General features: G+C 72.6%; 14 protein-coding genes. 8 read left to right on the top strand and 6 right to left on the bottom strand.

From position 1 onward, the window contains the following. Positions 1–159: 159 nt before the first annotated feature. On the bottom strand, positions 160–1,137 hold the full coding sequence (locus AB0D94_RS33710; RefSeq protein WP_362060242.1) for an ABC transporter substrate-binding protein: 978 nt from the start codon (positions 1,135–1,137) through the stop codon (positions 160–162). A gap of 166 nt (positions 1,138–1,303) precedes the next feature. Here AB0D94_RS33710 and AB0D94_RS33705 point away from each other — a divergent pair, with 166 nt between their 5' ends. From AB0D94_RS33705 to AB0D94_RS33695, 3 genes are all read left to right on the top strand, one after another. Next, positions 1,304–2,716, top strand: coding sequence for an HtaA domain-containing protein (locus tag AB0D94_RS33705; RefSeq protein WP_362060191.1), 1,413 nt, complete (start codon positions 1,304–1,306; stop codon positions 2,714–2,716). A 63-nt stretch (positions 2,717–2,779) separates the two neighbouring features. Beyond that, positions 2,780–4,249 carry an HtaA domain-containing protein gene (locus tag AB0D94_RS33700; RefSeq protein ID WP_362060188.1) on the top strand — a complete coding sequence of 490 codons (1,470 nt, stop codon included), beginning with the start codon at positions 2,780–2,782 and terminating at the stop codon, positions 4,247–4,249. Positions 4,250–4,268: 19 nt separating this feature from the next. Then, positions 4,269–4,943, top strand: coding sequence for a PhzF family phenazine biosynthesis protein (locus AB0D94_RS33695; RefSeq protein WP_362060185.1), 675 nt, complete (start codon positions 4,269–4,271; stop codon positions 4,941–4,943). Between the two features lie 75 nt (positions 4,944–5,018). Here the strand turns inward: AB0D94_RS33695 and AB0D94_RS33690 are convergent, their stop codons facing one another. Then, entirely contained in the window at positions 5,019–5,666 is a 648-nt protein-coding gene (locus tag AB0D94_RS33690) for a biliverdin-producing heme oxygenase (protein WP_362060182.1), read from the bottom strand. Between the two features lie 132 nt (positions 5,667–5,798). Beyond that, positions 5,799–6,656, bottom strand: coding sequence for a type I methionyl aminopeptidase (gene map, locus AB0D94_RS33685; RefSeq protein ID WP_362060179.1), 858 nt, complete (start codon positions 6,654–6,656; stop codon positions 5,799–5,801). A gap of 72 nt (positions 6,657–6,728) precedes the next feature. Between map and AB0D94_RS33680 the strand changes: the two genes are divergently transcribed. Beyond that, positions 6,729–6,971 carry a hypothetical protein gene (locus AB0D94_RS33680; protein WP_362060239.1) on the top strand — a complete coding sequence of 81 codons (243 nt, stop codon included), beginning with the start codon at positions 6,729–6,731 and terminating at the stop codon, positions 6,969–6,971. A 48-nt stretch (positions 6,972–7,019) separates the two neighbouring features. Here AB0D94_RS33680 and AB0D94_RS33675 read toward each other — a convergent pair whose 3' ends face one another. Together AB0D94_RS33675 and tnpA are read right to left on the bottom strand one after the other, a co-directional pair. Then, on the bottom strand, positions 7,020–7,625 hold the full coding sequence (locus tag AB0D94_RS33675) for a hypothetical protein (protein WP_362060176.1): 606 nt from the start codon (positions 7,623–7,625) through the stop codon (positions 7,020–7,022). Between the two features lie 145 nt (positions 7,626–7,770). Beyond that, on the bottom strand, positions 7,771–8,199 hold the full coding sequence (tnpA, locus tag AB0D94_RS33670) for an IS200/IS605 family transposase (protein ID WP_362060173.1): 429 nt from the start codon (positions 8,197–8,199) through the stop codon (positions 7,771–7,773). Positions 8,200–8,249: 50 nt separating this feature from the next. Here tnpA and AB0D94_RS33665 point away from each other — a divergent pair, with 50 nt between their 5' ends. From AB0D94_RS33665 to AB0D94_RS33655, 3 genes are all read left to right on the top strand, one after another. Then, positions 8,250–9,464 (top strand): transposase, encoded by a 1,215-nt coding sequence (locus AB0D94_RS33665; RefSeq protein WP_362060170.1) that lies wholly within the window; start codon positions 8,250–8,252, stop codon positions 9,462–9,464. A gap of 198 nt (positions 9,465–9,662) precedes the next feature. Further along, positions 9,663–10,382 (top strand): NADPH-dependent F420 reductase, encoded by a 720-nt coding sequence (gene npdG, locus AB0D94_RS33660; RefSeq protein ID WP_362060167.1) that lies wholly within the window; start codon positions 9,663–9,665, stop codon positions 10,380–10,382. A 119-nt stretch (positions 10,383–10,501) separates the two neighbouring features. Continuing rightward, entirely contained in the window at positions 10,502–10,687 is a 186-nt protein-coding gene (locus tag AB0D94_RS33655; RefSeq protein WP_362060164.1) for a hypothetical protein, read from the top strand. Between the two features lie 80 nt (positions 10,688–10,767). On the opposite strand, the gene AB0D94_RS33650 is transcribed toward AB0D94_RS33655, so the two are convergent. Then, on the bottom strand, positions 10,768–11,571 hold the full coding sequence (locus AB0D94_RS33650) for a site-2 protease family protein (protein WP_362060161.1): 804 nt from the start codon (positions 11,569–11,571) through the stop codon (positions 10,768–10,770). A gap of 73 nt (positions 11,572–11,644) precedes the next feature. On the opposite strand from AB0D94_RS33650, the gene AB0D94_RS33645 reads away from it, so the two are divergent. Continuing rightward, positions 11,645–12,798, top strand: a 1,154-nt coding sequence (locus tag AB0D94_RS33645; RefSeq protein WP_362060158.1) for a BTAD domain-containing putative transcriptional regulator, incomplete at its 3' end; no start/stop codon positions are given.

The following is a 12,798-nucleotide window of genomic DNA, read 5'->3' as shown; positions in this document are numbered from 1 at the left end:
GCACGGTCCGTCGGCGCGGGCGTGGCTGCGGTGGGGGTGTGTTCGGCGGCTTGCGGGGAGCGTCCCGGCACACCCCCGCCTCCGGCACGGTTCGTCGGCGTCGGCTTGGCCGTGGTGGGCTCGGCTGTGTCATGCGGGGGGTCGTGGGGGAGGGGCACTTCAGGTGGCCTTGCCGTAGAGCTGGGTGATCAGGGAGGTGAGGACCTGGTCCGTGCGGGGGCCGTAGTTGAGCAGGACGCCGTCGTCGACGGTGAGCACCCGGCGGTCCATGCCGGCCGGGGTCTGGGCGACGCCCGGGATCTTGACCAGGCCGTCGACGCCGCCGACGGATTCGAGCCCCTTGGACATGACCAGGATCGCGTCGGGGGCGGCGGCGGCCAGGGCCTCGCTGGTGATGGGGGTGAAGTCCTTGCCCAGCCCCGAGTCCTTGCCCGTGTCGACCGCACCCGCCGCTTCCAGCAGGGAGGCCGCGCCGGAGTCCGAGCCGCCCAGCAGGTAGACGGAGGCCGTGCCGCGCAGGTAGAGGAAGGCGACCCGGGGCCTCTTGCCCGTGGCGGCCGGAATGACGGTGCGGGCGGCGGCGATCCGCTCGGCGGTGCGCTGGTTCAGCTGCTCGCCGGCCTCCTTCACGCCGAGTGCGGCGGCCACCGCGCTGATCCGCTTCGGTACGTCCTCCAGCGACTTCGCGGGGGCGACGACCAGGACCGGGATGCCCGCGTCACGGATCTGCTGAATCGCTTCCGCGGGACCGGTGGTGGTCTCCGCCAGGACCAGCGTCGGGCGCAGCGAGAGCACGCTCTCGGCGGAGACGTCATGACCACGTGTCACCACCGGCAGCTGCGCGGCCTGTTCGAAGGTGGCCGTGATGTCCCGGGCGACGACCTGCCGGCCGAGGCCGAGGGTGTGCACGATCTCGCTGAGGCTGCCGGTCAGCGGGACCACCCGGTCCGCGGAGCTGACCGTGACCGGAGTGCCGTCGCCGGAGGACACGGTGACGGGCAGTACGGGCGCGGGCGAGGGTTCGAGCGGTTCCACCCGGTCCGGGGCCGCCGGGGCGGTATGGGCGGGCCGGCCCGCGGGGGTTGCCGTACTCCCGCAGCCCGTGACGGCCAGTGCCAGGGCGACCAGGGCGGTCATGGCGAGGCCGATGCGGGGGAAGCGGGGTGGAGCGGCGGGCGTGGGCACGAGGCACCGTCCTGGTCGTCCGACGGAAGGAGGTTGGGGGCGACCGAGGGGTTCCACTCACGGCCAACCGTAGTTTAGGTTAGCCTCACCTTACTTGCTAGACCCCGGAGGGACATTCATGTCCACAAGACCCGCCCGCGCGCTGGCAGTCGGTCTGCTGGTGGCCCTGCTGGGAGTGCTGCTCCCGGCCACCGCCGCCCAGGCGGCGGGCCGCACCGTGCAGGGCGGCCGGCTGGACTGGGGTATCAAATCGTCCTTCCAGAGTTATGTCACGGGTCCCATCTCGAAAGGTTCTTTCAAGCTGAAGAGCGGAGCCGCCACCGCGGGCGGCAGCCTGTTCCGCTTCCACTCGGCGGCCGGTTCGTACGACCCCGACTCGGGGGAGCTCGACGCCTCCTTCAGCGGCGGCGTGACCTTCCAGGGCCACCAGAAGCCCGACGGCGCGTACGAGCTGGACATGACCGTCAGCCGCCCCACCGTCAAGATCTCCGGCGGCCGCGGCACCCTGTACGCGGACGTCTCCAGCAAGGCCAAGGACACCGGCCAGGTCACCAGCCGGTCCCAGGTGCCCTTCGCCACCCTCGGCCTCGGCGGCATCGACATGAAGGGCGGCACCACCCCGATCGCCCTGTCCAACGTCCCGGCCACCCTCACCGAACAGGGCGCCAAGGCCTTCGCGGGCTACTACGCGGCGGGCGCGCCGCTCGACCCGGTCTCGCTGTCCGCCGACGTACTGGCCCCGACCGCCCCTTCGCAGTCCGCGCAGCCCTCGGGATCGCCGGGCCAGGGTGAGGAAACCCCGCGGCCGCAGGGCGCCTTCGCCGACGCCGCGGTCGACTGGGGCGTGCGCCGCACCTTCCGCGAGTACGTCACCGGCTCCGTCGGCCAGGGCAAGTGGGTCCTCGCCGAGGGTGCCCTGGACGGGGGCGCGCTGTTCCGCTTCCCGCAGGGCAAGGGTGCGTACGACGGCCAGAAGGGCACCCTTGACGCGGCCTTCGCCGGGACCGTCCACTTCACCGGAGCCCACCTGGACCTGAAGCTCGGCAAGCTGAGCGTCAAGGTGGAGAACGGCAAGGGCGTCCTGTCCGCCGACGTCACCGCCGCGGGCGGCGAGACGAAGAGCGCCGTCGCGCTCGTCGAGTTCGACGCCAAGGGGCTGAAGACCGAGGGCGCCCTCGCCACCCTGACCGAAGCCCCTGCCACCCTCACCGAGGGCGGCTCCCAGGCCTTCAACTCGATGTACAAGGCGGGCACCGAGATGGACCCCGTCACGCTCGCGGTCGCCCTCGACGCCTCCGCGCAGCTGCCCGCCCTGCCCGACCTCGGCTCCACGGCGTCCCCCGCGCCCGCCGCTTCCTCCGCCGCCCCCGCCGGGGAGTCCTCGGACACCGGGCTGTACGTGGCCCTGTACGCGGCCCTGCTGGTCCTGGCCGGCGGCGCCGCCTTCCTGGTGGTCCGCAAACGCCGTACCGACGCCGCCGCGGCGGCGTCGCAGGCCGGTGCCGACGCCGCGCCCACCGAAACCCCGTAGGCCCTGCCGTCGCCGTCCCGTCCCGACGGCGCCCCCGATCCCGTTCCCTCAGGAGTCCTCGCCATGTCGTCCCTCCGTCGCCCGATCGCCCTCGCGGCCGCCGTCCTCACCGCCGCCGCGCTCGGCACCACCGCCCTCGTCCTGCCCGCCACCGCCGCGGTCGCCCCGGGCGCCGCCCCACAGGCCGGCGGCGCGCCCACCGCGCCGGTGAAGATAGTCGGCGGCACCCTCGACTGGGGCGTGCTCGCCGGCTACCGCGCGTACGTGACGGGCATGGCCAAGGGCGCCATCACCGTGGCCGACGGCGCGAAGACCAACGCGGACGGCACCCTGCAGTTCGGCGCCGCCTCCGGCCAGTACGACCCGACCGCCGGCCACGTGGTGCGGGCCGCCTTCGAGGGCAGCGTCACCTTCTCCTCGCCCGCCCCGCCGACCGGCCACGGCTTCGAGGTCAAGCTCTCGGACTTCCGTATCGACACGGGCACCAAGAAGCTCACCGCCGACGTCACCAAGGCCGGGGCCACGGCCCAGGACGTACCGCTCGCGAACGTCGCCTTCGCCGGCCAGGCGATGGAGAAGCTGGAGACCGAGCTCACCAAGGAGGCGGCCGACGCGCTCGGTTCGCCGGGTTACGAGGGCAGGACCGGCGACCCGCTGACCGCGAAGCTGGAGTTCGAGAAGCCCGCGCCGAGCCCGGCGCCCCCGTCCCCGAAGCCCAGCCCCACGCCGTCGGCGACGGCGACGGCGACCGAGCCGGCCCCCGCGCCGACGAAGACCACCGCGGCGCCGACCGCCCCGGCCGACGGCGCGCAGAAGGTCCTCAAGGCCAGTCTGACCTGGGGCGTGAAGGAGTCCTTCCGCACGTACGTGCTGGGCGCGGGCTCGATCACCCCCGGCGGCGGCGCCGTGAAGAACGGCGGCCTCTACGACTTCGCCCTCGCCAAGGGCGAGCTGGACGCCGCGAAGCAGAAGCTGAACGTCTCCTTCGAGGGCTCCCTCCGCTTCCAGTACGCGGGCCACGGCATCGACATGAGTTTCGCCAACCCCCGCGTCGAGTCCGCCGGCAAGAGCGGCACCCTGTACGTGGACGTCAAGAACGCCTCCGGCAGCAAGACGGCCGTCCCCTTCGCCACGCTCGACCTGTCGAAGACCGACTACAAGGCCAAGGGCGGCCTGCTGGCCCTCAACGCGGTCCCGGCGGCCTTCACGGAGCAGGGCGCGGAGGCCTTCGCCAACGACACCACCGGCTCCCTCTACAAGGCCGGCGACGCCCTCGACCCGCTCACCTTCTCGGTGGCCGTGGACAAGGACGCCGCCCTCCCGGCGGGCGGCACCGCCGGCGGTACGGGCACCACCGCGGGCGGCGGCTCCGCCGGCGGCTCGGCGGGCGGCGGTTCCGTCGGCGGCAACCTCGCCGCCACCGGCGCCGAGATCCCGGCCGGGACCCTGCTCGGCGTCTCCGGCGCGGTGGTGGCGGCCGGCGCGGGCGCGGTGTTCCTGGCGCGCCGGCGCCTCGGCACGGCCCGGATCTGAGCCGTGCTTCAATGCCCGCGTGAACGATCTAGACGTCCTCAAGGTCTTCTGCGCGGGTGACGGCCGGTACGGCAACCTGCTCGGAGTCGTGCGCGACGGCCGGACCTGCCCGGACGACGCCTCCCGGCAGCGGCTCGCCGCCGAACTCGGCTACAGCGAGACGGTGTTCGTCGACGACCCCGAGCGCGGGGTCGTCGACATCCGCACCCCTGGCACGCGGATGTCCTTCGCGGGCCATCCGCTGGTCGGGGTCGCCTGGCTGCTGGACATCGAGGAGCTCCAGCCCCCGGCCGGCTCCGTATGGGCCCGCGACGACGGGGAGTTCACCTGGATCACGGCCCGCCCCGAGTGGGTCGAGGGCAAGCGGACGGAGCAGTACGCGAGTCCCGCCGAGGTGGAGGCGCTGCCCGCCCCGCCGCCGGGCGAGGGCTGGCTGTACGCGTGGGCCTGGGAGGACGAGGCCGCGGGCCGGGTACGGGCCCGCGGTTTTCCGCGCCGCCCCGACGGGGCCGTCGTGGAGGACGAGGCCACCGGTTCGGCAGCGATCCTGCTGACGGCCCAGCTGAACCGCGCCCTGAACATCATCCAGGGCGAGGGCTCGCAGCTCCTCACCGCGCCCGGTCCCGACGGCACGGTCGAGGTGGGCGGCAGGGTCCGCTTCGCCCCGGCCGGCCCGGGCCGGGAAACCCCGTAACGGCCGGAGGGCCGGCCCGGTGCGCGTGCACCGGGCCGGCCCTTCCGTGGTGTCCTCCGGGCGGCCCCGCAGGGGCTACGCGCTGAGCGGGAACTGCTCGCCCAGCTCGCGGAAGACCGCGCCGTTGAACTCGAAGGCGCGCTTGCACTCGTCGATGATGCGCTGCTTCTCCAGGTCGTCCGCGGCGATGGCGTCCAGCAGCTCGCGGTACGTCCGCTTGAAGGCCGCCGGGTTGGAGATGTCCGCGAAGACGTAGAAGCGGACCCCGTCGCCCTTGCGCTCGAAGCCCCAGGTTCGCTCGGCCTTGTCCCGGATGATCTGGCCGCCGGAGAGGTCGCCCAGGTAGCGGGTGTAGTGGTGGGCGACGTACCCGCCAGGCCACTGGGCCGCGCACTCGGCCACACGGGCGGCGTAGGCCTCGGTCGCGGGCAGCGCCACGACCGTCCGGCGCCAGGACGGGCCCAGCAGGTGTTCGAGGTCGCGCTCGATCTCGGCGACGCGCATCAGCTCCGGCCGTATGAACGGGCCCGCCACCGGGTCGTCCTTGAGCGACTCGGCCGCGTCCTCCAGGGCCCGGTACACGAACCACAGCTGTTCGGTGTAGCGCGTGTAGGCCTCCACGCCCAGGCGGCCGCCGAGCAGGTCGCTCATGAAGGTGGACGTCTCGGCCTCGGTGTGCTGCTCGTGCGAGGCGACGCGGATGACCGTAGAGAAGGCGTCCAAGGGGGACCTCCGAAGAAGAGGAATCAGGCGTGGCGGCAGCCGCCACACCCGATCCTCCTACTTAGGCTTACCTAAGTCAATGTGTTCCCGACGTGCTGTCGGTAAAAAATCCGGCCTCACGACCGGCTCGTGCTACGGCAGGGTCAGGATCTCCGCGCCGCTGTCCGTCACCACCAGTGTGTGCTCGAACTGCGCAGTGCGCTTGCGGTCCTTCGTGACGACCGTCCAGCCGTCCTCCCACATGTCGTACTCGTGGGTGCCCAGGGTCAGCATCGGCTCGATGGTGAAGGTCATCCCGGGCTCGATGACGGTCGTCGCGTGCGGGCTGTCGTAGTGCGGAATGATCAAACCGGAGTGGAAGGAGGAATTGATGCCGTGCCCGGTGAAGTCCCGGACCACGCCGTAGCCGAAACGCTTCGCGTACGACTCGATGACCCGGCCGATGATGTTGATCTGGCGGCCCGGCTTGACGGCCTTGACGGCCCGGTTCAGCGCCTCGCGGGTGCGCTCCACCAGCAGCCGCGACTCCTCGTCCACCTCCCCGCACAGGTACGTGGCGTTGTTGTCGCCGTGCACCCCGCCGATGTACGCGGTCACGTCGAGGTTCACGATGTCGCCGTCGCGCAGGACGGTCGAGTCGGGGATGCCGTGACAGATGACCTCGTTGACCGAGGCGCACAGGGACTTCGGGAAGCCCCGGTAGCCCAGCGTCGACGGGTAGGCGCCGTGGTCGCACATGTACGTGTGCGCGACCCGGTCCAGCTCATCGGTGGTCACCCCCGGGGCGATGAGCTTGGCGGCCTCTTCCATCGCCTGGGCGGCGATCCGGCCGGCGATGCGCATCGCCTCGATGGTCTCGGCCGACTGCACCTCCGGCCCGGTGTAGGGAGTGGGCGCGGGCTTGCCCACGTACTCGGGCCTGCGGATGTTTCCGGGAACGGAACGGGCGGGAGAAAGCTCGCCTGGTACGAGCAGCGACTGGCCAGACATGCAAGCGAGTGTATCCAGCGGTGATGGGGCAGCATGGCGGCAGAGAGCGGCATCGAGAGGAGCCTGACAGCGATGGCCCTGTTCAAGAAGCGCCAGGTGGGCAAAGCGGGCGAGTGGTACTACTGCCTCGTCCACCAGAAGGTCGAGGAAGGCCCCGAGTGCCCGGCGAAGGACCGTTTCGGCCCCTACGAGACGCCCGCGGAGGCCGCGCACGCCATGGAGACGGCGCAGGAGCGCAATCTCGAATGGCAGAACGACCCCAAGTGGAACGACAAGTCCCGCGAGGAGGAGGAAGGCGGAGCCACCGCTCCGTAGGGGTGTCCCGGGGGCGTAGGGGGTGTCCCGGGGCCGCGGTGACCGCCGCTACCAGCGGCTGGGCGGCGGCGCGGTCAACTGGTCGGCCAGCCGCGCCAGCCGGTCCCGGAACCGGCGCGGCCCGCGCTGCGCCGGCAGGCTGTTCTCCCCGGCCGCCGCGCTGACCAGGTGCTGCACCGTGTCCAGATCCAGCTCGGCCGTCCCGTCCGCCACCGACAGCGCGTCGTGCGCGAGCGTGCCCAGCTCGGGGTCCCCGCCGTCCAGGGACAGGACGGTCGCCCCCGCCCGCCGGGCGTCGTGGACCCGCTCCAGCAGACCCTCCCCGGGCCGCTCCGGGGCCACCACCAGCAGGGTGTGCCCGCGCCGGGCCGCCGTCAGCCGGCTCAGCCCCACCGACAGGTGCGGCGGCTCACCGGGCCGCACGTGGTGGCGTACCAGGGTGGGCGCCAGCTCCGGCAGCCCCGACCAGGCGGCCTCGTCCACCAGGTGCGCGGCCAGGTGCCACGGCTCGTACTGAGCCGTCCCCACCAGCAGCAGGTTCCCCCCGGCCGGTACGACGGCACGCCGCAGCGAGCCCGCGAAACGGCGCGCGGCCCCGGGCCACTGCGTACCGGCGAGCACCTCGCGCAGCAGCGCGACCCTCACGGCATCCATAATCGGCATCCTGCACCATCCCAATCCCATCCCATCCCCCATCCCCTGGTCCTGTGTGGGTTTCCCCGGCTTCAGCCGGGGAGGGAAACGCATCTTTGGCCCGGAGGCGCCGAGCGCCGTAGCTCTCTGCGTGTCCGGGGGGCGTTCAGACAGGCTGCGTCTGGCCCTCGATGTACTGGCGGATCACGGTGAGCGGTGCGCCGCCGCAGGATCCGGCGAAGTACGAGCGTGACCAGAGCACGGACCCCATGCCGATCCGGTTGATCCGGCCGGTGTACTCGGCCCGCAGGTATCGGGAGCTGACGCCCTTGAGCGAGTTGATCAGCTTGGACAGGGCGACCTTCGGCGGGTAGTGCACAAGCAGGTGGACGTGGTCGGTCTCGCCGTTGAACTCGCGTAGCTCCGCCTCGAAGCTGTCGCACACGTCACGCATGATCGCTTCGCACCGCTTGAGCATGTCGTCATCGAACACATCACGCCGGTATCTGGTCACGAACACCAAGTGTGCGTGCAGGTTGTAGACGACATGTCGCCCCGTGCGGACATCGGGGTTTGGTTCCCAGCGTGGTGACATACACCAAGGGTAGTGTGGTCAAGCGAACTCGGCCGAAGGGGGTGGGCTGGATGATCCGTGCGTACAAGTTCCTCATGCGGCCCACCGTGGGCCAGCAGATCGCGCTCGGCGAGATGCTGCGGGATCACTGCTCCCTCTACAACGGCGCGTTGCAGGAACGCCGGGATGCTTACCGGCACGCGTCAAAGACGAGCATCAAGTACGGGATGCAGTCCGGGCAGCTCACAGACATCCGGGCGTTCGACCCCGCGCGCCAGGGCCGCTGGTCGTTCAGCTCACAGCAGGCGACGCTTCGTCGGCTGGACAAGGCATTCGCCGCGTTCTTCCGGCGGATCAAGGCCGGGGACAAGCCCGGTTACCCGCGCTTTCGCGGGGTGAACTGGTTCGACGCGGTGGACTTCCCCAAGGACGGCGACGGCTGCCGCTGGAACAGCACTCCGCACGACCCGGTGACTCGAGTGCGTTTCCAGGGTGTCGGGCACGTGAAGGTCAACCAGCACCGGCCGGTGGTCGGCAAGGTCAAGAGGGTGTCCGTGAAGCGCGAGGGGCGTAAGTGGTTCGTCGTGCTGACCGCCGAACAGGATCAGCCCGAGCCGCTGCCCCTGACAGGCAGCGTGATAGGTATCGACCTCGGTATTGCGTCATTCCTCACCGACTCCAACGGCGCACATGTCCCGAACCCGCGCCACGGCCGCCGCGCCGCCGACCGGCTCGAAGCCGCACAGCAAGCTCTCGCCCGGTTTCCCCGCGTGCGCTCCGACAAGCGCACTGCCAACCACCACAGGGCGGCCCTGAAGGTCGCCGGCCTGCACGGCAAGGTCCGTCGCCAGCGGCTCGACTACGCACACAAGACCGCCCTCGCCCTGGTCCGTGAACACGACTTCATCGCGCATGAAGACCTCAAGATCCACAACATGAGCAGGTCGACTGTACCGAAGCCCGACCCCGAGATGCCGGGAGGCTTCCTGCCCAACGGAGCCGCCGCCAAGGCCGGGCTGAACCGTTCGATCCTCGACGCCGGTTGGGGGGTGTTCCTCACGATCCTCACCGCCAAGGCTGAAAGCGCCGGACGGCAAGTGATCGCCGTGGACCCCCGCAACACCTCCCGGAGGTGCCCCGAATGCGGGCACACCGCCAAGGAGAACCGGCCCACACAGGAGAAGTTCCACTGCGTCGCCTGCGGCCACACCGCGCACGCCGACGTCGTCGGAGCGCTCAACGTTCTACGGGCCGGGCTGGTCCGTCGCAAAGCCCAACCGGCATAGCGAGAAGCCCCCTCGTTTACGAGAGGGAGGAGTCACATCGGCATCCTGCATCATGGAAGGGACATACGGGAGCGCTTGCCGACACCCCGCCGGGCACCCCGCCCCACACCCCGCCCCGCGCCCTGCCCGCGCACCCTGCCACCGCACGGTGGCCGACGGCCGTTCGACTCTGCCGGTCCCGGGGTTACCCTCGCCCCCATGACCTCCACAGACAGCACTCAGACGCCGCCGGCCGCCAAGGCGCCGGCCAAGGACCCGTGGGACCTTCCGGACGTCTCCGGCCTCGTCGTCGGCGTCCTCGGCGGCACCGGCGACCAGGGCCGCGGCCTGGCCTACCGGCTCGCCCGGGCCGGCCAGAAGGTGATCATCGGCTCCCGCGCCGCGGACCGCGCCCGTACGGCCGCCGAGGAACTGGGCCTCGGCGTGGAAGGCGCGGACAACGCCGAGTGCGCGCGCCGCAGCGACATCGTGATCATCGCGGTGCCGTGGGAGGGCCACGCCAAGACCCTCGAATCGCTGCGCGAGGACCTCGTGGGCAAGCTCGTGGTGGACTGCGTCAACCCGCTGGGCTTCGACAAGCAGGGCGCGTACGCCCTCCAGGTCGAGGAGGGCAGCGCGGCCCAGCAGGCCGCTGCACTGCTCCCGGACTCCCGCGTCACCGCGGCCTTCCACCACCTCTCGGCGGTCCTGCTCCAGGACGAGTCGATCGACGAGATCGACACCGACGTGATGGTCCTCGGCGAGGCCCGCGCGGACACGGACCTCGTCCAGGCCTTGGCCGCCCGCATCCCGGGCATGCGCGGAGTCTTCGCGGGCCGCCTGCGCAACGCCCACCAGGTCGAGTCCCTCGTAGCCAACCTGATCTCCACGAACCGCCGCTACAAGGCCCACGCGGGCCTGCGCGTCACGGACGTCTGATCCGGACGCGGCGGCCCGGGGCTCGCCGCGTCCACCCCGTTTCCTTACGGGAGCACTGCGGGGCATGGGGGACACTGGAGGGGCTCGACCCCCTTCAGTGTCCCCGAGGAGCTCCTTCCATGCCCCGCCTTGCCGTCTTCGCCATCGTCTGCTGCGTCCTCGCCCTGGCCGCCGCCGTGGTCGCCTTCGTGGAAGGCAGCTTCCTCGGGATCGTCTGGGTGCTGCTGGCCGGTGTCACGTCCAACATGGCCTGGTACTACGTGCGCAAGGCGAAGGCCGACAAGGCCGCCGCCGCCCAGGACTAGGGCCGCAAGGCGAAGGCCGACAAGGCCGCCGCCGCCCAGGACTAGGGCCGCAAGGCGAAGGCCGACAAGGCTGCCGCCCCCTAGGGCTGCGGGACCGCGCAGAAGTAGCCGCCGTCCTCGCGCCAGAAGCTGTACAGCTCGCGGCCGCAGTAGGCCTCCGTCTCGGTCACGCCGAGGGAGCCCAGCAGGCCGTAGACCACGTCGAAGAAGAAGCTGTTCACCCCGGGGATCCACAGCAGCGCGAAGACGGCGATCAGGCCGAACGGCGCCAGCGGCTCCACCTGGCGGCGCACCCCGTACGACAGCCAGGGCTCGATCACCCCGTAGCCGTCCAGGCCGGGCACCGGCAGGAAGTTCAGGATCGCCGCCGAGACCTGCAGCAGGGCCAGGAACGCGAGCGCGAGGCGGAACGGACCCGGCACCCCCTCCAGGGCGTCCAGCCAGAACGGGGCCGTGCAGACGGCGGCGAAGGCCACGTTGGTCAGCGGGCCCGCCGCCGAGATGAGGCTGTGCTTCCAGCGGCCGCGGATCCGGTCGCGTTCGATGTACACGGCACCGCCGGGCAGGCCCAGCCCGCCCAGGATCACGAAGAGCACCGGCAGGACGATGCTCAGCAGCGCGTGCGTGTACTTGAGCGGGTTCAGCGTCAGGTACCCCTTGGCGCCCACCGTCAGGTCGCCGCCGTGCAGGGCCGTGCGGGCGTGCGCGTACTCGTGCAGGCAGAGCGAGACGATCCAGGCCGAGGTGACGAAGAGGAACACGGCGAGCCCCGTGCTCGTCGAGTACCCGGTCCACACCGCCCATCCGGTGACCGCCATGACGGCGACGATCCCGAGGAACACGGAACTGATGCGCCGCTCGCTGCGGCTGCCCTGATGACCCATGCGGCGAAACCTATCCCGGGAGCCCCGCGGTAATGGGGTCGGGTCCGGGACCGGCTCCGGAGACAATGGGCCGGTGCGTTACGCGATCCTCGGCACCACCCAGGCCGTCCGCGACGACGGGAGCCCCGTCGCCGTCGGCGGAGCACGCCTGCGCGCTCTCCTGACGGCGCTCGCGCTGCGGCCGGGCCGGGCGGTCCCCGCGCACCTGCTCGTCGCCGAGGTGTGGGACGGCGACCCGCCGGCCGACGCCGTGGCCGCCCTCCAGGCGCTCGTCGCCCGGCTGCGGCGGACCCTCGGGCACGCGGCCGTGCGCTCAGCGGAAGGCGGCTACCTGCTCGCCGCCGAGCGCGAGGACATCGACCTCTACCGTTTCGAACGCCTCGCCCTGGCCGGTGACGCGGCGCTGGCCGAGGGGGACCCCGCCAAGGCGACCGCCCTGTACGAGGAGGGCCTCGGGCTGTGGCGCGGGCCCGCCCTCGCGGACCTCCCCGACCCGGGCGCGGAGTCCGCGCGCTGGGAGGCCGTACGGGGCGACGCGCGCCGGGGCCTGCTCGCCGCGGCCCTGGCCCTGGGCCGGGCGGAGCGCGCCCTGCCGGAGCTGACCGCGCTGTGCGCCCGCCGGCCGCTGGACGAGCCCCTGCAGGCCCTGCGCATCAGGGCGCTGCGCGACGCGGGCCGCCCGGCGGAGGCGCTGGCCGCGTACGACGCCGTCCGGCGGGACCTGGCCGCCCGCCTGGGCACGGACCCCGGCCCGGCCCTGCGCGCCCTGCACGCCGAACTCCTCGCCCCGCCGCCGGCGCCGTGGCCGGCGCCGGGGTACGCGCCGGGGACCGCGCCGGGGCCGGGGTACGCGCCCGCGCGGGGCTCCGGGACCGCGCCAGCGCCGGGGACCGCCCCCGCACCCGCATCCGGGGACGCGCCCGCGCCCGCGCCGGGGTCCGGGACCACACCCGCGCCCGGGCCCGGGCCAGCGCTGGGGGCCTGTTCCGCACCCGCTTCCGGGCACGCGCCCGGGACCGCGCCAGCGCCGGGGACCGCCCCCGCACCCGCATCCGGGCACGCGCCCGCGCCGGGGTCCGGGACCACACCCGCGCCCGGGCCCGGGCCAGCGCTGGGGGCCTGTTCCGCACCCGCTTCCGGGCACGCGCCCGCGCCCGGGCACGCGCCCGCGCCCGGGCCCGGGCCCGGGCACGCGCCCGCGCCCGGGCCCGCGCCCGCGCCCGGGCC

Source organism: Streptomyces sp. NPDC048255 (assembly GCF_040652415.1).
In the GTDB taxonomy this organism is placed as follows: domain Bacteria; phylum Actinomycetota; class Actinomycetes; order Streptomycetales; family Streptomycetaceae; genus Streptomyces.
This window is presented reverse-complemented; position numbering and strand designations above follow the sequence as displayed.